The sequence below is a fragment of the Xanthomonas axonopodis pv. maculifoliigardeniae genome (genome assembly GCF_041519315.1).
GTDB classification, from domain to species: Bacteria; Pseudomonadota; Gammaproteobacteria; order Xanthomonadales; family Xanthomonadaceae; genus Xanthomonas; species Xanthomonas euvesicatoria.
Genome location: NZ_CP167998.1, coordinates 2,459,967 through 2,479,878, shown reverse-complemented (window position 1 = coordinate 2,479,878; position 19,912 = coordinate 2,459,967). Strand labels below are relative to the sequence as shown.

Genomic DNA, 19,912 nt, shown 5'->3' with positions numbered 1-19,912 from the left:
AAAGCCGCGCTCAAGGATGCTTCGAAAGATTTTTTTCGGCCTACGGGCGAACACTGCAGTGATCGCCGTCATGCAGGATCACTCGATCTCCAATGCCGTCATTAGCGAATCCGTACATCTGTATCGGCGTACAGATTCGAAGTCATCCAACGATCAACCCGCTGGAGATGGCGTCAGCGCGTCAGCCTGCACGCACCTGCCGCACGATCGCCGCCGCCTTGGCCGAACTTTCCTTGACCTTGTCCCACTGGCCCTGCGCCAGCCAGTCCTTGGGCACCATCCACGAGCCGCCGATGCACAGCACGTTCGGCTGCGCCAGGAACTCGGCGGCGTTGGACTCGCTGATGCCGCCGGTGGGGCAGAGCTTGAGCTCGGACAACGGGCCAGCCAGGCCCTTGAGCATCTGCAGACCGCCCACGGCGGTGGCCGGGAACAACTTGCAGACGCGAAAGCCCAGGCCCATCAACGTCAGCAGCTCGGTCGGGGTGGCCGCGCCTGGAACCGCCGGGATCGGTGCATCCGCCAGCAGGCGCGCCAGCGGCGCCAGCGTGCCCGGGGTCACCAGAAAGTCTGCACCGGCATCCACCGACTGGCGCAGTTGCAGCTCGCTGAGCACCGTGCCGGCGCCGATCACGATGTTGGGCAGCTCGCGCTTGAGCATCGCCAGCGCATCGATGGCAACCGGCGTGCGCAGGGTCAGCTCGATCGCGGGCAGACCGCCTTCGAGCAGCGCATCGGCGACGCGGCGCGCCTGGTCCAGCGTGTCCACGGTGACCACCGGCAGGATGCCGGCATCGCGCAGCAACTGTTCGGCGGTGTTCTGGGTCTGGGCAATCGTCATTGCAACTCCGGGTGACGGCGACCGCCGGAGCGGCCGCAGAGAGGGAAGGGGATCAGGCGTCCTTGGACTCGTGCGGTGCTGCCGCAGCGGCAGCATCGGCACCGAGTTCGTACTCGGCGTCGTAGCTCCACAGCGCACCGTCCGGATGGGTCGGGCCGCAGGAAATCGAAATCGCGCCCTGGTCGGCGGGGCCGACGACCTGGCGGTTGATGGCGAACAGATTGCGGCCCAGGTCATTGCCGGCAACGGACGTATTGGGTGCAACCTCGCGCGATGCCCATTCTTCGGCCGAGACCAGCACTTCCAGGGTGCCGGCTTCGCCGTCCAGGCGCACGATGTCGCCTTCGCGTACGCGCCCGATCGGGCCGCCGCGTGCCGCTTCGGGCGTCAGGTGGATTGCGGCCGGGAACTTGCCCGAGGCACCGGACAGGCGGCCGTCGGTGACCAATGCCACGCGCCGGCCCTGGTTCTGCAGCAGGCCCAGCAGCGGCGCCATCGAATGCAGCTCCGGCATGCCGTTTGCGCGCGGGCCCTGGTAGCGCAACACCACCACGAAATCGTGCGGCAACACGCCGGCGGCATGCAGTTTGTTGAGCACCTGAGGCGTATCGATCACCACGGCCGGCGCCTGGATGCTGCGATGCTGCGGCTTGACTGCCGACAGCTTGATCAACGAGCGACCGAGATTGCCGCGCAGCAGGCGCAGCCCGCCTTGCGATTCGAAGGCATCGCCGACCGGACGCGCCACGCTGTCGTCGGCGGTGGTGGGAGTGCCTGGCACGTAGGTCACCTTGCCGTCCTGCAGGCGCGGCTCATTGATGTAGGCACGCATGCCGCCTTCCACCACGGTGGGTAGGTCGTCGTGCATGTAGCCGGCGTCCATCAGCTCGCGGAACACGAATGCCGTGCCGCCAGCGGCCTGGAAGCGATTCACGTCGGCTTCGCCGTTCGGGTAGATGCGCGTCAGCAGCGGCACCGTCTGCGAAATCAGGTCCATGTCGTCCCAGGTCAGCACGATGCCGGCCGCACGCGCCACTGCGATCCAGTGGATGGTGTGGTTGGTCGAGCCACCGGTCGCCATCAGCGCGACCACGGCGTTGACGATGGCGCGCTCGTCGATCAGGCGACCGAATGGACGGAAATCTTCGCCCAACGCCGAGATCGCCAATGCGCGCGCGGTGCCTTCGCGGGTCAACGCATCACGCAACGGCAGCTCCGGATTGACGAACGAGGCGCCGGGCAGCTGCACGCCCATCGCTTCGAGCAAGACCTGGTTGGAGTTGGCCGTGCCGTAGAAGGTGCAGGTGCCCGGCGAGTGGTAGGACGATGCCTCGGCTTCCAGCAGCTCGGCGCGCGTGGCTTCGCCAGCGGCGTAGCGTTCGCGCACTTCGGCCTTCTGCTTGTTCGGAATGCCCGGCGTCATCGGGCCGGCCGGCATGAAAATCGCCGGCAAATGGCCGAACGCCAGCGCACCGATCAGCAGGCCCGGCACGATCTTGTCGCAGACGCCCAGGTACACCACGCTGTCGAACATGTCGTGGCTCAGGCCGATGGCTGTCGCCTGGGCGATGTTGTCGCGCGAAAACAGCGACAGCTCCATGCCGGCGCGGCCCTGGGTGACGCCGTCGCACATCGCCGGCACGCCACCGGCCACCTGTGCGGTGGCACCGAGCGCGCGGGCAGTCTCGCGGATCAGCTGCGGGTAGTGTTCGAACGGCTGATGTGCCGACAACATGTCGTTATAGGCAGTGATGATGCCCAGGTTCGGCGTGGCCGCACCACGCAGGCGCGATTTGTCGCCCGGCTCGGACGCAGCGAAGCCATGCGCAAGATTGCCGCAGCTCAAGCGGCTACGGAACGGACCCTCACGCAGGGCAGCATCGAGACCGGCCAGATACGCTGCGCGCGAGGGAGCGCTGCGCTTGCGGATACGGTCGGTGACGGCTTGGATATTCGGATGCAGGCTCATTGGCTACCGGCTATGAGAAACAGGGGGGAAGGAAATGCTCTTTTAATTCCCCGCACATGGATGTGCGGGTTTTTTCGAGGGACTCGCATCGCATCGGCTGTTGCGAAGGACTCGCATCAAACCACTCGCATTCAAGCACACCAATGCACCCGCAACCGCGGACCAGGCTGCTGCAGCGCCACGCGGATGGGATATTCGTTGACATCGTCGCCTGCCAGCGCAGCCTGCAGCACGTCCAGCTTCTGCTTGCCGCGCAACAACAGCAGGCGCGTCGGAATGCTGGCAAGCCCTGCAGGTGTGAGGGTGATGCGTAACGGCCATTGGTTCGAGCCCGGGCAGCCGGTGGCATCCAGCGAGGCATACGGCTGCGGGCTGGCGAGCGCCTTGGGCAGGTCGGTGGCCCCCGGGAACAACGACGCGGTGTGCCCGTCGCCGCCCATGCCCAGCACCGCCAGGCAGGCCGGTTCGGCATGCGTGGCCTGCAGGTTGGCGGTGTGCACGCATTCGGGCAATTGCTTGCCTGGGCGAACCAGCGGGATGAAGGTCGCGGCCGGTGCGTGGGTCAGGAAGCTGTGATTCACCAGCCAGGCATTGCTGTCCTGATCCTGCGGCGACAACCAGCGCTCATCGACCAGGCCCACTTCCACCCGCGACCAGTCCAGCGGCCGGTGGGCGAGGGACTCGTACACCGGCGCAGGCGTGGTACCGCCCGACAACAGCATGCGTGCCTGGCCGCGCCGGGAGATTTCCTGTTCCAGCAGGTCGGCCATTTCGCTGGCCACCGCCTCGGTCCACTCGGCCGGGTCGTCGTAGCGCACCAGGGCGATGCGCGGGTTGTCCTGCAGGTTCATCGCTGCTCCCCGGGGTGCTGACGTTGTGCATCCACCGCGTATGCGGCGGCGCCCAGCAGGCCGGCATGCGGGTGCATGACCGCCAGCGATGGCACCTTCGACATGATCGCGGAGAAACGGCCCTTGTGCTCGAAGCGCTGGCGAAAGCCGGAATGCTGGAGCGAATCCAGCACCTTGGGCACCAGCCCGCCGGTGAGGAACACGCCGTCCCAGGCGCCCTGCATCAGCACCATGTCGCCGGCGATCGCACCGAAGATGGCGCAGAACAGGTCGATGGTGCGCGAGGACCGCGGGTCGCCCGCGGCCGCGCGCGCGGTGATGTCCTTGGGTTGCAGCGGGCCGGGATCGACGCCGGCGATCTCGCTGAGCGCGCGATGGATGTTGACCAGGCCAGGGCCGCAGATCAGCCGCTCGTTGGAGACCCGGCCGAACTGCTCGGACAGGATTTCCAGGATGCGGATTTCTTCCGGCGTGCCGGGCGGGAAGCTGACATGGCCGCCTTCGGTTTCCAGCGGAAAGCAGCGCCCGTTGCGAATGATCAGGCCACCCACGCCCAGGCCGGTGCCCGGGCCGATCACGCCATAGTTGCGCGCTTGATCGATCGGCGCCGGCCGCCAGCTGGCGCCGCCCACCTGCACCACGTCCTGCGGGCGCAGCAGGCTGATGGCCATGGCCTGCGCGGCAAAGTCGTTGATCAGATGCAAGGTACTGAAACCCAGCATGGTGGCGGTGCGCGAGCGCGAGATCACCCAGGGATGGTTGGTGATGCGCGCCTCGTCGCCATCCACGCGGCCTGCCACGGCGAACACGCCCTGGGTGGCCTGCACGCCGATCTGGTCGAGGTAATAGCGCGCGGCTTCGCCCAGCGAACCGAAGTCCACCACGGCAAATTCGCGCGAGGTGTCATCCAGCAACGGCACCGAAGCGTCGACATCGGCCAGCGCGAAGCGCGCATTGGTTCCGCCGATATCGGCAACAAGCACCGGCTTGGAAGGAGCGGTCATGCGTTGTTTCCCTGTGCGTCGGTGGCAGGGGGCAGGAAGTGGGCGGCGGATTCGGGCCCCCAGCTGCCGGCCGGGTAGGGCTGCAGCGGCAGCGCGGCGTCTTTCCAGGCGTCGCTGACGCTGTCTATCCACGACCACGCCGCCTTGACCTCGTCGTCGCGCACGAACAGCGCGGGGTTGCCGTTGAAGGCGTCCACAAACAGACGTTCGTAGGCGATACGACGGTGCAGGCCAGTCGGCACTGACAGTTCCAGTTCCAACGGCTGCAGTTCGATCGCGCCCCATTCCGGGCCAGCCAGGCTGCTCATCAGGCCGAGTTCGATGTTTTCCTGCGGCTGCAACTGGAAGGTCAGGCGGTTCGGCACCGCATTCTGGCGGTCGGGGCGTTCGAACAGCCAATGCGTCACGGGCTTAAGCGTCACCACGATGCGGGTGGAGCGCTCGGCCAGTCGCTTGCCGGTGCACAGGTGGAACGGCACGCCGGCCCAACGCCAGTTGTCGATATGCGCGGTGACGGCGACGAAAGTTTCCACGTCGCTGCCTTCCGGCGGGTGGTAGGCCTGCGCCGGCTGTCCGTTGATGCTGCCGGCAGTGTAGCGGCCGCGCACGCAGTCATGCGCGGCGTGCTCGGCGGTCATCGGACGCAGGGCGCGCAGCACCTTGACCTTCTCATCGCGGATGCGGTCGGCTTCCAGCGAGGCCGGCGGCTCCATTGCCACCAGGCACAACAGCTGCAGGATATGGCTCTGCACCATGTCGCGCAGTGCGCCGGAGCGGGCGTAGTAGGCGTCGCGCCCGTCGACGCCTTCGCTTTCGGCGACCAGGATCTGCACCGACTCGATGTAGGCGCGGTTCCAGACCGCCTCCAGCAGCGTGTTGCCGAAGCGCAGTGCGATCAGGTTCTGCACCGCCGCCTTGCCCAGGTAGTGGTCCAGGCGGAACACGCGGTCCTCGTCGATCAGCGCGCCGATCGACTGCAGGATGTCGCGGGCGCTGTCGGAGTCGTGGCCGATCGGTTTTTCCAGCATCAAGCGATGCGGTGCCTCCAGCGCGCCACCCAGCGCCAGGCCCTGGCAGGTGCTGATGTACAGGCCCGGCGGGATCGCCAGGTAGCTCACACAGCGGCGGCTGGCCAGCTCGCGGACCGCATTGGCCACCGACTCGGCATCGCGCAGATCCACCGAGCGGTAATCGATTCGCTGCAGCAGCGTGTCGATCTGTTCGGCGGTCGCGATCGGCAATGCTTCGGTCAGGCGTGGCCGCAGTACTTCGCGAAATGCATCGGTGTCGTGCGGCGACAGCGCCAGCGCACGGATGCGGAAGTCCTCCGGCAGCAGGCCGTCGATGAACAGGCGCAGCAGGGAAGGAAAGAGATAGCGCTGGGCAAGATCGCCGGTGGCGCCAAACAGGATCAGGGTGTTGTGCATGGACCGCGTTTCAGATTCTGGAGACATCGTTATCAGCAGCTTGTCGGAAAGGCGCCGGTCGTCCGGCGGTCGGTACGTCTGTTCCTGAGCGACACTTGCGTGCGCGCAGCGGGGGATGGACGCTGACACCCAGTCCCGGATTGTTGCAGCAACTGGCGATCAGCGGTTAGCGCCATGGCGGCATAGCTGCACCTGCGTGATGGCATGCCATGCGTCGTGCGGCGAGCTGCACTGCAGGCAATGCGTCATACCTGCGTGGCGGCATGGTCCTCCAGAGATCGATGTTGCCATGTGAAAACGATTACATGTCAGAATAAACCAATGCATTCGTTTGCAGGGAATTCCTCGCAAGCGCATGCGGCGTCACCGCCATCGGGAGGGCCGAGGGCAGGGCGCACAACTTACGTTGAGGCCGAACGATGGCGAAAGTGCAGTTGGAAGGTGTCCGCAAGGTCTACGACAATGGCCAGGTGGCGGTGCAGGGCGCAAGTTTCGAAGTGGCCGACGGCGAGCTGATGGTGCTGGTGGGGCCGTCCGGCTGCGGCAAGTCGACCCTGTTGCGCATGATTGCCGGGCTTGAAGACATCAGCGCCGGCACGCTGAAGATCGGCGAGCGCGTGGTCAACGACGTGGCGCCGAAGGATCGCGACATCGCCATGGTGTTCCAGAGCTACGCGCTGTATCCGCACATGACCGTGGCCGAAAACCTGGCGTTCGGGCTCAAGCTGCGCGGGCATCCGAAGCAGGTCATCGCCGAACGCGTCAACAACGCCGCAGAGCTGTTGGGCCTGACGCCGATGCTGGACAAGCTGCCCAAGGCGATGTCCGGCGGTCAGCGTCAGCGCGTGGCGCTGGGCCGGGCGATGGTGCGCGAATCCTCGGTGTTCCTGCTCGACGAGCCGCTGTCCAACCTGGACGCCAAGTTGCGCCACAGCGTGCGCACCGAGATCGCGCAGCTGCACCGCAAGCTTGGCACCACCATGATCTACGTCACCCACGATCAGGTCGAAGCGATGACGCTTGGCCAGCGTATCGTGGTGCTCAAGGATGGCGTGATCCAGCAGATCGACAGTCCGATGGCGCTATACGACCGTCCGGCCAATCTGTTCGTGGCCGGGTTCCTCGGCAGCCCGGCGATGAACGTGCTGCAGGGGCGTCTGGACGCGCAGGACGGCCTGCACCTGGTCATGGCCGATGGCTGGCGCGTGCCGCTGGGTGCGGCGCGGGTCGATGCGGCTTGGTTCGGCCAGGACGTGATCGTCGGCGTGCGCCCGGAGCACTTGCAGCCGTCCGACGATGCGGTCCTGGGCTTCGATGCGCGGGTCGATGTGATCGAGCCGGTCGGCAACGAGATCTTCCTCAATCTCGACCGTGGCGGTCAGCCGCTGGTGATCCGTGTCCCGCCGCAGAGCTTGCCGGCGGTAGGCCAGCCATTGCGCCTGGCATTGCGCAGCGAGGCCTTGCACTTTTTCGATCCAGCCACCGGCCAGCGGCTGGAGGCGGCTTAGGCAAACTGGTCAACAGCGACGCAGCCGCCAGACGGACACGGCCGGCGCTCGGAATTGGCGGGTGTCGTTGGGCCACTGCGTGCTGCGCGATGCCCACGCCCGCCTGGCACGGCTCGCTGCGTTTTTTTGCCGCTAACGCTCCAGCCCCGTCGTGAGTGCGCGTGGGCGGGCGCCATGCGTGCCTGCCTGCAACGCGGTACCGGCGTCCAGCGTCAGTTCCAACGGCAATACCGCCAGCGCGAGGTTGCCGGCCACGCTCACTACCGTGCCGATCGCGCTACCGTCCAATGCGACGGCATCGCCTGCATCCACGGCCGCATCCGTTTCGAGCAGCTGCAAGACGCGCTTGGCCTTGCCCAGGAAGTGCGTCCGCGCCACGATTTCCTGGCCCGGGTAGCAGCCTTTCTTGACGCTGTACGCCTGCAGGCGGTCCAGTGCCAACTGCTGCGGCGTCCACTGTTCGCGCTGGCTCTCGACCAGGCGGGCGAGCCCCAGTTGCAGATCGGTCGTCCGCCACTGCGCCTCTGCGCTCGGCAGTTCGATAGGCATCGCCAATGCATCCGGGCTGTAGAGCAATAGCGTGCGCGGCAGCGCTGCGCTACCCAGATCCAGTTCGATACGCTGGGTTCCGAGGTCGGCTTGCGCGGCATGCGCGTGTTCCGGCGCTACGAAGCCGCCGTAGGCGAGCAGCGCGGCAGCGCTGATTTTCAGCTTGCGGCGGAACACGAAACGGCCGAGTTGCGCGGCGATCTCGGCCGCGTTGCCGTCCGGCAACAGCATCAGCAGGTGTGCGTCGTCCTCACGCAGGAGTGCGAAGATGGAAATCACGCGCCCCTTCGCCGTCAGCCACGCGTTCCACTGCCACTGCCCAACCGCCAGCGCCTGTACGTCATTGGCAAATTGGGCATGCGCAAACGCCACTGCATCCGTACCGGCCAATCGGACGTATTGCATGTCGTGCAGGGAGCCAAAACCCTGCGGAATAAGATTCAGGTTGTCAGCCACGGAAGGGGAGGACTAAAATCGCCAAGTTGTGAGAGCACTATGATAGGCCATCCAACCCCCACCCCAGCGCAGGATTCCGAGACGCAGCCTTCTTCTCAGGAGCATATTCCCGAGAAAAAGCCACTGCCGAAGGAGATTGGTGGGCGCGACGGCCCCGAGCCAACGCGCTACGGCGACTGGGAAAAAAATGGACGCTGCATCGATTTTTGAGCAGCTTTTAGCCACAGCGGCCTAGTGCCGCCCAGCCGAGAAAACGAGCCCAGCGAATGGCGATCCGCGAACGTCCTCTCTCCCCGCATCTCCAGGTATACCGTTGGCAGATACAGATGGTGACCTCGATTCTCAATCGAGCCACCGGCATCGTACTGTCCGTCGGCGCACTGGGAATTGCCGCTGCCTTGCTCACCTTGATGCTTGGCCCCGACCATTGGAATTGTTTCCGCGATCAGGCTGCCACCTGGTATGGGCAGGTATTCCTGTTCGGCTGGACCTGGTCTTTCGCCTTCCACCTGTTCGGTGGCTTGCGCCACATGCTGCAGGACTTCGGGCAAGGCTACGCCGTGCGCTCGTTCATCAGCATGGGTTGGTTGTCGGTGGTTCTGAGCCTTGTGCTGACTATCGCCATCTGGGCTTACGTACTGCTGTCCGGAGGTGCCGTATGAGCCGCTACCGTACCCCGCTGAAGAATGTGCGCGGCCTGGGCGCCGCCAAGACCGGTACCGAACATTTCGTGATCCAGCGCCTGACCGCGGCCGCACTGGTGCCGCTGTCGATCTGGTTCCTGATCTTCGTGCTGAGCCTGATCGGTGCCGATCACGCTGCCGCCACCGCCGCAGTGGCCAAGCCGTGGAATGCGATTTTGCTTGTCGCTTTCCTCATTGCCTCGTTCTGGCATGCCCAGCTTGGCATGCAGGTGGTACTGGAAGACTACGTCCACGACTCGCTGCTCGCACTGATTGCGCAGACCCTCGTGCGTTTTGTTGCCGTGCTGGGCGCCATCGTCAGCGTATTTGCCGTGGCGCGTATCGCGCTGGGCATGAGCTGAGTCGTCAGCGACCAAACAGGAACCCATAATTCGATGTCCGCTTACAAGATCACAGAACACAAGTACGACATGGTCGTGGTGGGCGCCGGTGGCGCCGGCCTGCGCGCCACGTTCGGCCTGGCCCAGAAGGGCCTGCAGACGGTCTGCCTGACCAAGGTCTTCCCGACCCGTTCGCACACCGTGGCAGCGCAGGGCGGTATTTCCGCGGCGCTGGGCAACATGGGCGAGGACGACTGGCGTTATCACTTTTACGACACCATCAAGGGCTCCGATTGGCTGGGTGACCAGGACGCGATCGAGTACATGTGTCGTGAAGCGATTCCGGCCATCATCGAGCTCGAACACTACGGCGTGCCGTTCTCGCGTACCGAAGAGGGCAAGATCTACCAGCGCCCGTTCGGCGGCATGACCACCAAGTATGGCGAAGGCCCGTCAGCGCAGCGTACCTGCGCCGCAGCCGACCGGACCGGCCACGCCATGCTGCATACGCTGTATCAGCAGTCGCTGGCGCACAACGCACGCTTCATGATCGAGTACTTCGCGCTCGATCTGATCTTCGACGAAGAAGGCGTCTGCCGTGGCGTGCTCGCACTGGACATGGCAGAAGGCTCGCTACATCTGTTCCGCGCCCACGGCGTGGTGCTGGCGACCGGCGGTTACGGCCGTGCCTACTTCAGCGCCACCTCCGCACACACCTGTACCGGTGACGGCGGCGGCCTGGTGATGCGTGCCGGCCTGCCGGTGCAGGACATGGAATTCGTGCAGTTCCACCCCACCGGCATCTACGGCGCGGGCTGCCTGATCACCGAGGGCGTGCGCGGCGAAGGCGGCATCCTGCGCAACAGCAATGGCGAGCGCTTCATGGAGCGCTACGCACCGCATTACAAGGATCTGGCGTCGCGCGACGTGGTGTCGCGTTCGATGACGGTGGAAATTCGAGAAGGCCGTGGCGTGGGCGAGCACAAGGATCACATCCTGCTCGACCTGACCCACCTTGGTCCGGAAGTGATCAACGAAAAGCTGCCCGGCATCGCCGAAAGCGCACACATCTTCGCCGGCGTGGACGTGACCAAGCAGCCGATCCCGGTGCTGCCGACCGTGCACTACAACATGGGTGGCATTCCGACCAACTTCTACGGCGAGGTCGTGCGCAAGCAGGGCGACGATGCGGATGCCGTGGTGCCGGGCCTGTATGCCATCGGCGAGGCGGCGTGCGTCTCGGTCCATGGTGCAAACCGTCTGGGTTCGAACTCGCTGCTGGACCTGGTGGTGTTCGGCCGCGCGGTTGCCAATCGCTGTGCCGAGACGGTCAAGCCCAATCAGCCGCACAAGACGCTGCCGTCCGATGCCTGCGACAAGGCCTTGGGCCTGCTGGACAAGCTGCGTCACGCCAACGGCTCCACGCCGACGGCCGTGATCCGCGACAACATGCAGCGCACCATGCAGTCGGACGCCGCCGTGTTCCGCACCAGCAAGACGCTGAAAGAGGGCGTGGACAAGATGGCCGAGATCTTCGCCACCTTCGAAGACGTCAAGGTGTCTGACCGTTCGCTGGTGTGGAATTCGGACCTGATCGAGACCTATGAATTGAACAACCTGCTGCTCAACGCGGTGGCGACGATCAATTCGGCCGAACAGCGCAAGGAAAGCCGCGGCGCGCATTCGCACGAAGACTTCCCGGATCGCGACGATGTCAACTGGCAGAAGCACACGCTGGTGACCGTCGACGACAAGGGCAAGTGCGAATTCGATTACCGCCCTGTGCACATGTACACGCTGAGCAAGGACGTGGACGTGGTCCCGCCGAAGCCGCGCGTTTACTGATCGATGCGCATGCAGCGACCCACCGTTGCCTTGTCATCGCTTGCCATCGCCTCGGCGCGTGGCGGCGAGTCGGTGCAGCAGTGTGGTCGTGGCATGACGCTGGAGCAGTGCCGGCACATGGCCGGCCGCTGTGCGACTGCTTCGGCAGTGGCATCCGTCATCTTTACCTTCATGCGCACGGTGCAGTTGTCGTCCGCACCGCGCATCGCCTGAGCCAACGAGAGCAGCTATGGCAGAGTTCACCCTCCCCAAGAATTCAAAGATCGGCAAGGGCAAGCATTACCCTGCAAAGGGCGCCAAGAACACGCGCACCTTCAAGGTCTACCGCTGGGATCCGGACGTCGACGCCAACCCGCGCACCGACAGTTACGAGATCGATCTGGATAAATGCGGCCCGATGGTCCTGGACGCGCTGATCAAGATCAAGAACGAGATCGACCCGACGCTGGCGTTCCGTCGCTCCTGCCGCGAGGGCATTTGCGGCTCGTGCGCGATGAACATCGATGGCACCAACACGCTGGCCTGCACCAAGGCGATTGCCGCATGCGGCAAGTCCGAGGTGCCGATCTATCCGCTGCCGCACATGAGCGTGATCAAGGACCTGGTGCCGGATCTGACGCATTTCTATGCGCAGTACGCGTCGATCAAGCCGTGGATCCGTACCCAGACCCCGCCGCCGCCGGACCGCGAGCGCCTGCAGTCGCCCGAAGACCGTCGCAAGCTCGACGGATTGTACGAGTGCATCCTGTGCGCATGCTGCTCGACCAGTTGCCCAAGCTACTGGTGGAATGGCGAGCGGTATCTGGGCCCGGCGATCCTGCTGCAGGCCTACCGTTGGATCATCGATTCGCGCGACGAAGACACCGGTGCGCGTCTGGACGATCTGGAAGACCCGTTCAAGCTGTATCGCTGCCACACCATCATGAACTGCGCACGGACCTGCCCGAAGGGCTTGAACCCGGCGCTGGCGATCGCCGAAATCAAGAAGCTGATGATGGCGCGTCGCGCCTGATTGCACGGCATTGATTCCCCACCACGGGGATGTGGTTCGCAGCGGCACCGGCCCTTGGGTCAGGTGCCGCTGTCGTTTTTGGCCCGCCATGCGGTGCGGTGGAGAGTGAGAATGGACGAACAAACCCTGCTGAAAAAACTGCGCTGGCGTTGCCGGCGCGGCATGCGCGAACTCGACCAATTGTTCGGGCGCTACCTTGATCAACGCTGGGCGCAGGCTCCCGACGCCGAGCGCGCGGTTTTCCTACAGCTACTGGATTGCGAAGACGATAAGTTGTGGCGCTGGTTCATGGGATACGAGGCTTGCCCCGATGCCGCCAACGCCGCACTCATCGCCGATATTCGCGCCTTGCCGGCTTGAGTGGCGCCCCTCGCGCTGGTTGATTTGCGCATTGAGCGTGTTGGTGGCGCTGGCCGTGTGCGCGGTGTGGCGCAGTGGCGTACCACCGTGGCTGGCCGTGTCGTTGTCGGCGTACGCGGTGTTTGCAGGCGGGCGAGCAGTGCGCCAGCTGTTGCGTTCGCCAGTGAGGCAGTTGCTGGTGCCATGGACGCAAACGCCCGCCAGCATTGACGGTATGCAGGTGGAAGGGCTGCAGGTCCGTTGGCGCGGACCGCTTGCGGTGGTGTCGTGGAGGCGAGCGGATGGCCGGCGCGAGCGCCTGCATTTCTGGCCGGACACCTTGCCGGCGCCGCAACGACGTGAACTGCGTCTGGCCGCTCAGGCCCACGCCATTTCGTCGGGGCGGCCGCTAGTGGCACCATAGCGTCCCTTTCCCGGTTGAACCGCATGTTCAAACCTATCCCGGTTGCCATCGGCTTGCGCTATCTGCGTGCCAAGCGGCGCAATGGCTTCATATCGTTTATTTCGATGGCGTCGATCCTGGGCATCGCCCTGGGCGTGACCGTGCTGATCACCACGCTTGCAGTGATGAGCGGTTTCCAGAAGGAAATTCGCGACCGCCTGCTGCAGATGGCTGCCCACGCGACTGTCAGTGCAGAAGGCGCGCCGATGCGCGACTGGCAGCATGCGGTCGAGGTCGCCATGTCCGATCCGCGCGTAGCCGGTGCCGCGCCCTACATCGAAACCGAATCCTTATTGCAGGGCCCGCGCAAGCAGCCGGCCATCGTGCGCGGCGTGATTCCTGCCGAAGAAGGCAAGGTGTCGGTGCTGGCCAAGAAGATGCAGCAGGGCTCGGTCGACAGCCTGACCCCTGGCTCGTACAACATCGTCATCGGCAAGGAGCTGGCGTTGTGGCTTGGCGTGGATGTCGGCGACAGCATCGTCGTGTTGCTCAGCGACACCCAGGCAACGCCGCTGGGCGCGATGCCGCGGCTCAAGCGCTTTACCGTGAGCGGTATTTTCGAGGCCGGATACAACGAGATCGACCGCGGCCTGGCCGTGGTGAACATGCAGGACCTTGCGCGCGTGCTGCGCATGGATGGCGTCACCGGCGTGCGCCTGCGCCTGCATGACATGGATCAGGCCTGGCCGGTGGCGCGCGATTTGGCGGTGAAGTTGCACGGCCCGTATCGGGTCAGCGACTGGACCCAGGAAAACGCCAACCTGTACCACTCCTTGAAGATGGAAAAGACGGTGATGGGCATCCTGCTGTCGCTGATCGTGGCGATGGGAGCGTTCAACCTGGTGTCCTCGCAAGTGATGCTGGTGACCGACAAACAGGCCGATATCGCCATCTTGCGCACGCTCGGGCTGTCGCCGGGCGGGGTGATGCAGGTATTCATGGTGCAGGGCTCGTTGATCGGCTTCATGGGTACCTTCATGGGCGTGATCGGCGGCATCGTGCTGACGTTCAACCTCGAACGCATCCTCGGCGTGATCGAAACGATTTTCAGCGTCAAGTTGCTACCCGAAGACGTGTACTACATCACCGGCCTGCCGACCGATATGCAAACCCAGGACGTGGTAGTGATCACCGTGGTGGCATTGGTGATGAGTTTCCTGGCGACCTTGTACCCGGCGTGGCGCGCTTCGCGCACCCAGCCGGCGGAGGCGCTGCGCTATGAATGAGATCAGGGAAGCGGCCGTGCAAACACCAGGACAGGCAACTGCGGTGATCCGCGCCGAAGCGCTGGCCAAGACCTACGCCGAAGGCAAGATGCGCACGCCGGTATTCGATGGCCTGGATCTCTCGGTGGCCACCGGCGAAACCGTGGCGATCGTCGGTGCCTCCGGCGCCGGCAAGAGCACCTTGCTGCATCTGCTCGGCGGGCTGGATATTCCGACCTCCGGCGAGGTGTATGTGGCCGGCGAGCGCATGTCGGCGCTGTCCGACGCGCAGCGCGGCAAGCTGCGTAACCAGGCGCTTGGCTTCGTCTACCAGTTCCATCACTTGTTGCCCGAATTCACCGCGTTGGAGAACGTGATGATGCCGGTGCTGTTGTCCGGCAAGGATGTGGCCGTCGCCAAGGGTCAGGCACTGCAACTGCTGGAATCGGTTGGGCTTGGGCATCGCGTCGAACACAAGCCCAGCGAACTCTCCGGGGGCGAACGTCAGCGCTGTGCGGTGGCGCGTGCATTGGTCAACAAGCCGGGCTGCGTATTGGGCGACGAGCCCACCGGCAATCTGGACGACAAGACCGCGGGTACCGTGTTCGAGCTGATGCTGGAGCTCAACCGCGCCCAGCGCACCAGCCTGGTGTTGGTGACGCACGACCGCGGCTTGGCACGGCGCTTGGACCGCGTGCTGGAGCTACACCAGGGCAAGCTGCGCGAATTGGCGCCGTCTGCGGTGTAAGCGCATGGCGAAGCGGTCGGTTGGCAGACCGATCGCGTCGTGTATGAGCGTGGAATCTTCAGCGGTCACCGGTGCTGTGCCCGTTAGCCGAAATGGTGGCGAATTTTGAAGTGCAGTGGCAGCGCACGATCGCATGCACCCCGACTGCCAGGGCATTAGCTGCCTGGTCGCCGCAGGCCAATGCAGCCTGCGGCGATGCCATGGCATCGGTCAAGGAATGATGCGCAGTGCCCGCAGGCGGGTAAATAGTTCGAAGAACGAGGCGCGGCTGTCGTGGAAGTCGAGGAAACCCAGTTCGCGGCTCTTGGTCATGTCGTTGACGCACTCGATCTCGCGGCCTAGGTCGGCATCTGTATGCCACCACGATGCAAGCCGATTGACGTCGGACTCTACCAGCTGGTGTTGCGCGGCCACCTCAGCCCACAGGGCAGGTGCGGTCTGGCTCATGCGTGGTTCCAGCGGTTCAGGCACAGCGGGGCAGGGCGCAGCATCGAGTTGGAAGAACTTCGCAATCTCGCCCCACATCCAGCGCCAGCGGAACACATCGCCATTGACGGTGTTGAAGGCCTGATTGCGCGCTGCGGGGCTAAGCCCGGCCCAGGCCAGTTGGCGGCCGAGCAGCCCGGCATCGGTGAGGTCGGTGAGGCTGTTCCACTGCGCTTGCGACCCTGGGAACACGAACGGTTGCCCGGTGTGCTTGCACAGCGATGCATACACCGCCAGCGTCACGCCCATGTTCATGGCGTTGCTGCCGTTGGCCATGCCGATCATGGTGTGCGAGCGATGTACGCTCCAGCCGAAACCGTGCTGCTGCGCATGCGCAAACAGCAGGTCTTCCAGCGTGTAGTAGAAGTTTTCGCCCGGCTGGCGCGGCTCGCTTTCGCGAAACGGCGTCTCGGCCTTGCCGCTGCCGTAATTCTCGAAGGCGCCCAGGTAGTGCTTGGTGCCGGTGACCAGCGCCATGTGCTGCAGCGGCGCATCGCTGAGTGCATCGCACAGGTGCCGCATCATCGCGCCGTTGGCCTGGACGTTCTCGCGTTCGGTATCGCGGCGGGTCCAGGTGCAGAAGAACACGTGGGTAATCGGTAGGCCACGTAACGCGCTGTTGGTGCTGTCGGCGTCCAGTAGATCTGCCGCGACCGGAATGACACCGTCGTGGGGCAGTGGCCGGCGTGCAAGGCCGTACACGGTCCAGCCGTCGGCGAGCAGCACGTTGGCAAGGTTGTAACCGGAGATGCCGGTCACACCGACGATCAATGCAATGCCTTTACGCATGGGGGAGACTCCTGGAAAACGGATTTCACCTTAGCGGCGACACCATGAAATCGGGGCGAATGCTGGGCCAGAGCGCGTGCTGCGCCGTTGATCGCTCCATTTGCTGCGGCATGCATCGTCAGGTGTGCACTGTCCTACGCACTGCATCCAGTGGTTGCGGGCTGCAGTACTTCTTCCGTATTCGCGATCGGCGAGCGCCGCGCAGTGCTCTTCCTACCCAGCCTCGGGCAGATCTCCGCTGTGCGTGGAAGGTGCCGCGATCTAAGGTGAAGACGTTGATCGATAGGGTGCGGGATGGCGACCGACAGCATGGAGGTGTCAGCGCAGGCAGCGCCGCCGCAGATGGGATCGGCGGTGGCCATTGCGGCCGCGTTATTGCTGGGCGTGGTGGCCTGCGCCTGGTCGCCCACACTGCTTGCGCGCATGGTTTACGTCGGCTGCGTGTGTGTTGCATTGCTGGGCAGCGGCGCGACGGTGTGGCTGCGCCCGCGCCGGAGTGCGCTATTGCTGGCAGGGGCGGCGGCACTCTTTGGATTCGGGACGATGGGGTGGCAGGTGACCGATGCCCTGCAGTCGCAACTGCTTCCCCGGAATGAAACACGCGATGTCACCGTGCGCGGACAGATTGTCGGCCTGCCGACCGCCGAGCAACGCCGTACCCGCTTTCAGCTGCGCGTGGACCAAGCGCCGGCGCAGCCGGCGGCACTGCGCGGGAAGCTCCTGCAACTGGCCTGGTACGACGACTTTGGCGCCGAGCGCATCGGCCCGCGCGCAGCGCTGCATGCAGGTGCGCGTTGGCAGCTGCGGCTCAAGCTGCGTGCGCCACGCGGCTTGCGCAATCCCGGAGGCTTCGATGCCGAGCGCCAGGCACTGGTGCAGCGCATCGCTGCGACGGGCTATGTGCGCATGCCTGCAACCGCACGCCAGATCGCGCCGCCGCAAGGCGTGGATGCGTGGCGCGAACGGATGTCGCAACGCATCGCCGAGCGTGTCGGCGGCCCTTCTGCGCCGTACCTGCGGGCGCTCGCGCTCGGAGATACCCGCGGGCTGGACGATATGGCATGGGCAACGTTGCGCGCGACCGGGCTCAGCCATCTGATCGCCATCTCTGGATTTCATGTCGGGCTGGTCGGGGCATTCTTCGCGCTGCTGGTCGCTGGCATATGGCGCTGGCAGCCGCGACTGGGCACCTTCATGCCGCGTCTGCATGCGGCATCGATTGCCGCGCTACTCGGCGCCGCCGCCTACGCGCTATTGGCTGGCCTGGCGCTGCCGACGGTACGCACCGTGTTGATGATTGCGGTGGTGGCCCTCGCCAGGGTACTGCGGCGACGCGCCTCGACCGCGCACGTCCTCTCGCTCGCCTTGTTGGCGGTGTTGCTGTGGGATCCGCTCAGCGTGCTGGTGGCTGGCTTCTGGCTCAGCTTCGCCGGCGTGGCATGGCTGGTCTGGTGCCTGCCGTCTGACGATCGTGCCATTGTGCGCGGCTTTTTGTCTGCGCAGACCGTGGCCACCGTTGGCCTGCTGCCGTTGACGGTCAGCCTGTTCGGGCAGGCGTCGCTGGTCGGGCCATTCGCCAATTTGGTCGCCATTCCCTGGTGGACTTTCGTGGTGGTGCCGCTGTGCCTGTTGGGGACCGCGCTCGAAGCGATCTATCCAGGGACCGGCGTATGGGCATGGCAGCTTGCGGGCTGGTGCTTTGAGCTGACCTGGCCGGGGTTCGTCTGGCTTGGGCACACCGCGGTGGCGTTGTGGTGGGTGCCCGAGTCCGATGGGGTTGCCCTGATCGCCGCCTTGCTCGGTGCGTTCTGGCTGTTGCTGCCGCGCGCGACGCCGGGTAAATCGTTGGCGGCGCTGCTGTGGTTGCCGCTGCTCTGGCCGGATCGCGAGCTACCCGCCGCAGGCGAGGCGGAAGTGCAGGTGCTGGATGTGGGCCAGGGCTTGGCGGTGCTGGTGCGCACGCAACGCCATGCGCTGCTGTTCGATACCGGTCCGGCGGTACGCGACGGGTTCGATGCCGGCGAGCGCGTCGTGCTGCCGGCGTTGCGCGCGCTTGGCGTACGCCGGCTGGATGCCATCGTGCTCAGCCACGCCGACGCCGATCATGCCGGTGGCTATGCCGCGGTGCGCACGGGGCTGCCGGTGGCACGCACGGCTGCGCCACCGGGTGCGCCGTTGGACGTCACCGCACGTTGCCGCGCCGGGCAGCAGTGGGAGTGGGACGGTGTGCGCTTCCGCTTCCTGCATCCCGGCGTTGGGTTTCCTTATCTACGCAATCAATCCAGCTGCGTGCTGCGGGTCGAGACCGCGTCTGCGAGCGCACTGTTGCCGGGCGATATTGGCGAAATCGTCGAGCGCCGCCTGCTGCGCGGGCGCGCCGCGGATCTGCGTGCGGACCTGGTGATCGTGCCGCACCACGGCAGCGCCGACGGCTCGCAGGCCGGCTTCATCGCCGCGACCGGCGCACGCCTGGCGCTGGTGTCGTCCGGTCATGGCAACAGATTCGGGCATCCGCGCGCCGAGGTCGTGCAACGCTGGAAGTCGGGCGGAGCAGAAGTGCTGGACACTGCCCAGGCGGGAGCGATACGGGTTTGGCTCGGTGCCGCGGGCCTGCAACTGCGCGAGCGGCGGCGCTGGCAGCCGCGGCTATGGGATGCTGCGGAACGGCGGCGGTCGGCTGCTATCCTATCGGTCAGCGAACAGGCGGCCGTGTTGCCGGAGGAATCGAATCGTGTTGGAGCTGGTCAAGGCAGGCGGTTGGCCGATGGTGCCGTTGCTGTTGCTGGGCGTGATCGCCCTGGCGATCGTGCTGGAGCGTCTGTGGAGCCTGCGCCGCAATGAGGTGACGCCGCCGGGCCTGGGCGAAGAGGTCCGTCAGTGGGCCGCGCGCGGCAATCTGGATCCCACCCACATCGAATCGCTGCGCCGCAATTCGCCGTTGGGCGCCTTGCTGGCCGCTGCGCTGGATGTGCGCGGCCGCCCGCGCGACATGATTCGCGAACGTATCGAAGACACCGGCCGGCATGTGGTGCATCGCATGGAGCGCTACCTGAATGCGTTGGGCACGATCGCTTCGGCCGGGCCGTTGTTGGGTCTGCTTGGTACCGTGGTCGGCATGATCCAGATGTTCCTGGGCATCCTCGATCACGGCGTCGGCGATGTGAATCAGCTCGCCGGCGGCATCGGCAAAGCGCTGGTGTGCACTGCCACCGGCATGATCATCGCTGTTCCGGCATTGATGGCACATCGCTTCTTCAAGGGGCGCATCGCCGGTTACATCATCGAGATGGAGCAGGAAGCCACCTTGTTGCTGGACACCATCGATGGCCGAGTCGTGCCGGCAGCCGTCGCGCCGGCCGCAGCGGGCGCCAAGCCCGTCACGGCGAAGGGTTGACG

Annotated in this window: 20 protein-coding genes; 13 read left to right on the top strand and 7 right to left on the bottom strand. The window is 65.3% G+C overall.

All coding sequences use genetic code 11. From position 1 onward, the window contains the following. Positions 1-181 precede the first annotated feature (181 nt). From ACDH77_RS10795 to zwf, 5 genes are all read right to left on the bottom strand, one after another. On the bottom strand, positions 182-841 hold the full coding sequence (locus tag ACDH77_RS10795; protein ID WP_372353452.1) for a bifunctional 4-hydroxy-2-oxoglutarate aldolase/2-dehydro-3-deoxy-phosphogluconate aldolase: 660 nt from the start codon (positions 839-841) through the stop codon (positions 182-184). A 52-nt stretch (positions 842-893) separates the two neighbouring features. Next, complete coding sequence (edd, locus tag ACDH77_RS10790; protein ID WP_008576679.1) at positions 894-2,810, bottom strand: phosphogluconate dehydratase; 1,917 nt, start codon at positions 2,808-2,810, stop codon at positions 894-896. Between the two features lie 131 nt (positions 2,811-2,941). Then, the gene (gene pgl, locus ACDH77_RS10785) at positions 2,942-3,661 is read right to left on the bottom strand and encodes a 6-phosphogluconolactonase (RefSeq protein ID WP_017156602.1); all 720 of its coding nucleotides are present in this window, start codon (positions 3,659-3,661) and stop codon (positions 2,942-2,944) included. After that, the gene (gene glk / locus ACDH77_RS10780; protein ID WP_005929801.1) at positions 3,658-4,665 is read right to left on the bottom strand and encodes a glucokinase; all 1,008 of its coding nucleotides are present in this window, start codon (positions 4,663-4,665) and stop codon (positions 3,658-3,660) included. The genes pgl and glk overlap by 4 nt, the downstream gene beginning before the upstream one ends. After that, positions 4,662-6,092, bottom strand: a complete 1,431-nt coding sequence (gene zwf / locus ACDH77_RS10775; protein WP_008576676.1) for a glucose-6-phosphate dehydrogenase — start codon at positions 6,090-6,092, stop codon at positions 4,662-4,664. The genes glk and zwf overlap by 4 nt, the downstream gene beginning before the upstream one ends. 419 nt (positions 6,093-6,511) lie before the next feature. Between zwf and ACDH77_RS10770 the strand changes: the two genes are divergently transcribed. Beyond that, complete coding sequence (locus ACDH77_RS10770; RefSeq protein WP_008576674.1) at positions 6,512-7,600, top strand: ABC transporter ATP-binding protein; 1,089 nt, start codon at positions 6,512-6,514, stop codon at positions 7,598-7,600. A gap of 132 nt (positions 7,601-7,732) precedes the next feature. Here ACDH77_RS10770 and ACDH77_RS10765 read toward each other — a convergent pair whose 3' ends face one another. Then, the gene (locus ACDH77_RS10765) at positions 7,733-8,605 is read right to left on the bottom strand and encodes a YgfZ/GcvT domain-containing protein (RefSeq protein WP_031422853.1); all 873 of its coding nucleotides are present in this window, start codon (positions 8,603-8,605) and stop codon (positions 7,733-7,735) included. On the opposite strand from ACDH77_RS10765, the gene ACDH77_RS10760 reads away from it, so the two are divergent. The 10 genes from ACDH77_RS10760 (at position 8,507) to lolD (ending at position 15,241) form a co-directional block, all read left to right on the top strand. Continuing rightward, entirely contained in the window at positions 8,507-8,815 is a 309-nt protein-coding gene (locus tag ACDH77_RS10760; protein WP_014090240.1) for a DUF1674 domain-containing protein, read from the top strand. The genes ACDH77_RS10765 and ACDH77_RS10760 overlap by 99 nt on opposite strands. A 56-nt stretch (positions 8,816-8,871) precedes the next feature. Next, positions 8,872-9,267, top strand: coding sequence for a succinate dehydrogenase, cytochrome b556 subunit (gene sdhC, locus ACDH77_RS10755; protein WP_029819501.1), 396 nt, complete (start codon positions 8,872-8,874; stop codon positions 9,265-9,267). Then, complete coding sequence (sdhD, locus tag ACDH77_RS10750) at positions 9,264-9,650, top strand: succinate dehydrogenase, hydrophobic membrane anchor protein (protein ID WP_008576669.1); 387 nt, start codon at positions 9,264-9,266, stop codon at positions 9,648-9,650. The genes sdhC and sdhD overlap by 4 nt, the downstream gene beginning before the upstream one ends. Positions 9,651-9,683: 33 nt before the next feature. Further along, positions 9,684-11,474: a succinate dehydrogenase flavoprotein subunit gene (sdhA, locus tag ACDH77_RS10745; RefSeq protein ID WP_005916748.1), complete on the top strand. Its 1,791-nt coding sequence runs from the start codon at positions 9,684-9,686 to the stop codon at positions 11,472-11,474. 9 nt (positions 11,475-11,483) lie between these two features. Continuing rightward, a complete protein-coding gene (locus tag ACDH77_RS10740) occupies positions 11,484-11,687 on the top strand; it encodes a hypothetical protein (protein ID WP_031422850.1) in 204 nt (67 codons plus the stop codon). Between the two features lie 16 nt (positions 11,688-11,703). Next, positions 11,704-12,486, top strand: coding sequence for a succinate dehydrogenase iron-sulfur subunit (locus ACDH77_RS10735; protein WP_003482787.1), 783 nt, complete (start codon positions 11,704-11,706; stop codon positions 12,484-12,486). A gap of 111 nt (positions 12,487-12,597) precedes the next feature. Then, positions 12,598-12,846, top strand: coding sequence for a succinate dehydrogenase assembly factor 2 (locus ACDH77_RS10730; RefSeq protein ID WP_003482785.1), 249 nt, complete (start codon positions 12,598-12,600; stop codon positions 12,844-12,846). After that, positions 12,797-13,249, top strand: a complete 453-nt coding sequence (locus tag ACDH77_RS10725; RefSeq protein ID WP_011347451.1) for a hypothetical protein — start codon at positions 12,797-12,799, stop codon at positions 13,247-13,249. Before ACDH77_RS10730 ends, ACDH77_RS10725 begins: the two co-directional genes overlap by 50 nt. Positions 13,250-13,272: 23 nt before the next feature. After that, positions 13,273-14,514 carry a lipoprotein-releasing ABC transporter permease subunit gene (locus tag ACDH77_RS10720; protein ID WP_008576657.1) on the top strand — a complete coding sequence of 414 codons (1,242 nt, stop codon included), beginning with the start codon at positions 13,273-13,275 and terminating at the stop codon, positions 14,512-14,514. Next, a complete protein-coding gene (gene lolD, locus ACDH77_RS10715; RefSeq protein WP_031422846.1) occupies positions 14,507-15,241 on the top strand; it encodes a lipoprotein-releasing ABC transporter ATP-binding protein LolD in 735 nt (244 codons plus the stop codon). The genes ACDH77_RS10720 and lolD overlap by 8 nt, the downstream gene beginning before the upstream one ends. Positions 15,242-15,451: 210 nt before the next feature. Here lolD and ACDH77_RS10710 read toward each other — a convergent pair whose 3' ends face one another. Further along, a complete protein-coding gene (locus ACDH77_RS10710) occupies positions 15,452-16,516 on the bottom strand; it encodes an SDR family oxidoreductase (RefSeq protein ID WP_031422845.1) in 1,065 nt (354 codons plus the stop codon). A gap of 294 nt (positions 16,517-16,810) precedes the next feature. On the opposite strand from ACDH77_RS10710, the gene ACDH77_RS10705 reads away from it, so the two are divergent. Together ACDH77_RS10705 and ACDH77_RS10700 are read left to right on the top strand one after the other, a co-directional pair. Continuing rightward, entirely contained in the window at positions 16,811-19,357 is a 2,547-nt protein-coding gene (locus ACDH77_RS10705; protein WP_031422843.1) for a DNA internalization-related competence protein ComEC/Rec2, read from the top strand. Next, positions 19,248-19,910, top strand: coding sequence for a MotA/TolQ/ExbB proton channel family protein (locus ACDH77_RS10700; RefSeq protein ID WP_033837296.1), 663 nt, complete (start codon positions 19,248-19,250; stop codon positions 19,908-19,910). Before ACDH77_RS10705 ends, ACDH77_RS10700 begins: the two co-directional genes overlap by 110 nt. Positions 19,911-19,912 lie beyond the last annotated feature (2 nt).

Excerpts from the sequence above, each read along its gene's own strand:
- ACDH77_RS10795 (WP_372353452.1), bottom strand. The coding sequence starts at position 841 with ATGACGATTGCCCAGACCCAGAACACCGCCGAACAGTTGCTGCGCGAT.
- edd (WP_008576679.1), bottom strand. The coding sequence starts at position 2,810 with ATGAGCCTGCATCCGAATATCCAAGCCGTCACCGACCGTATCCGCAAG.
- pgl (WP_017156602.1), bottom strand. The coding sequence starts at position 3,661 with ATGAACCTGCAGGACAACCCGCGCATCGCCCTGGTGCGCTACGACGAC.
- glk (WP_005929801.1), bottom strand. The coding sequence starts at position 4,665 with ATGACCGCTCCTTCCAAGCCGGTGCTTGTTGCCGATATCGGCGGAACC.
- zwf (WP_008576676.1), bottom strand. The coding sequence starts at position 6,092 with ATGCACAACACCCTGATCCTGTTTGGCGCCACCGGCGATCTTGCCCAG.
- ACDH77_RS10770 (WP_008576674.1), top strand. The coding sequence starts at position 6,512 with ATGGCGAAAGTGCAGTTGGAAGGTGTCCGCAAGGTCTACGACAATGGC.
- ACDH77_RS10760 (WP_014090240.1), top strand. The coding sequence starts at position 8,507 with ATGCGCAAACGCCACTGCATCCGTACCGGCCAATCGGACGTATTGCAT.
- sdhC (WP_029819501.1), top strand. The coding sequence starts at position 8,872 with ATGGCGATCCGCGAACGTCCTCTCTCCCCGCATCTCCAGGTATACCGT.
- sdhD (WP_008576669.1), top strand. The coding sequence starts at position 9,264 with ATGAGCCGCTACCGTACCCCGCTGAAGAATGTGCGCGGCCTGGGCGCC.
- sdhA (WP_005916748.1), top strand. The coding sequence starts at position 9,684 with ATGTCCGCTTACAAGATCACAGAACACAAGTACGACATGGTCGTGGTG.
- ACDH77_RS10740 (WP_031422850.1), top strand. The coding sequence starts at position 11,484 with ATGCAGCGACCCACCGTTGCCTTGTCATCGCTTGCCATCGCCTCGGCG.
- ACDH77_RS10735 (WP_003482787.1), top strand. The coding sequence starts at position 11,704 with ATGGCAGAGTTCACCCTCCCCAAGAATTCAAAGATCGGCAAGGGCAAG.
- ACDH77_RS10730 (WP_003482785.1), top strand. The coding sequence starts at position 12,598 with ATGGACGAACAAACCCTGCTGAAAAAACTGCGCTGGCGTTGCCGGCGC.
- ACDH77_RS10725 (WP_011347451.1), top strand. The coding sequence starts at position 12,797 with ATGCCGCCAACGCCGCACTCATCGCCGATATTCGCGCCTTGCCGGCTT.
- ACDH77_RS10720 (WP_008576657.1), top strand. The coding sequence starts at position 13,273 with ATGTTCAAACCTATCCCGGTTGCCATCGGCTTGCGCTATCTGCGTGCC.
- lolD (WP_031422846.1), top strand. The coding sequence starts at position 14,507 with ATGAATGAGATCAGGGAAGCGGCCGTGCAAACACCAGGACAGGCAACT.
- ACDH77_RS10710 (WP_031422845.1), bottom strand. The coding sequence starts at position 16,516 with ATGCGTAAAGGCATTGCATTGATCGTCGGTGTGACCGGCATCTCCGGT.
- ACDH77_RS10705 (WP_031422843.1), top strand. The coding sequence starts at position 16,811 with ATGGCGACCGACAGCATGGAGGTGTCAGCGCAGGCAGCGCCGCCGCAG.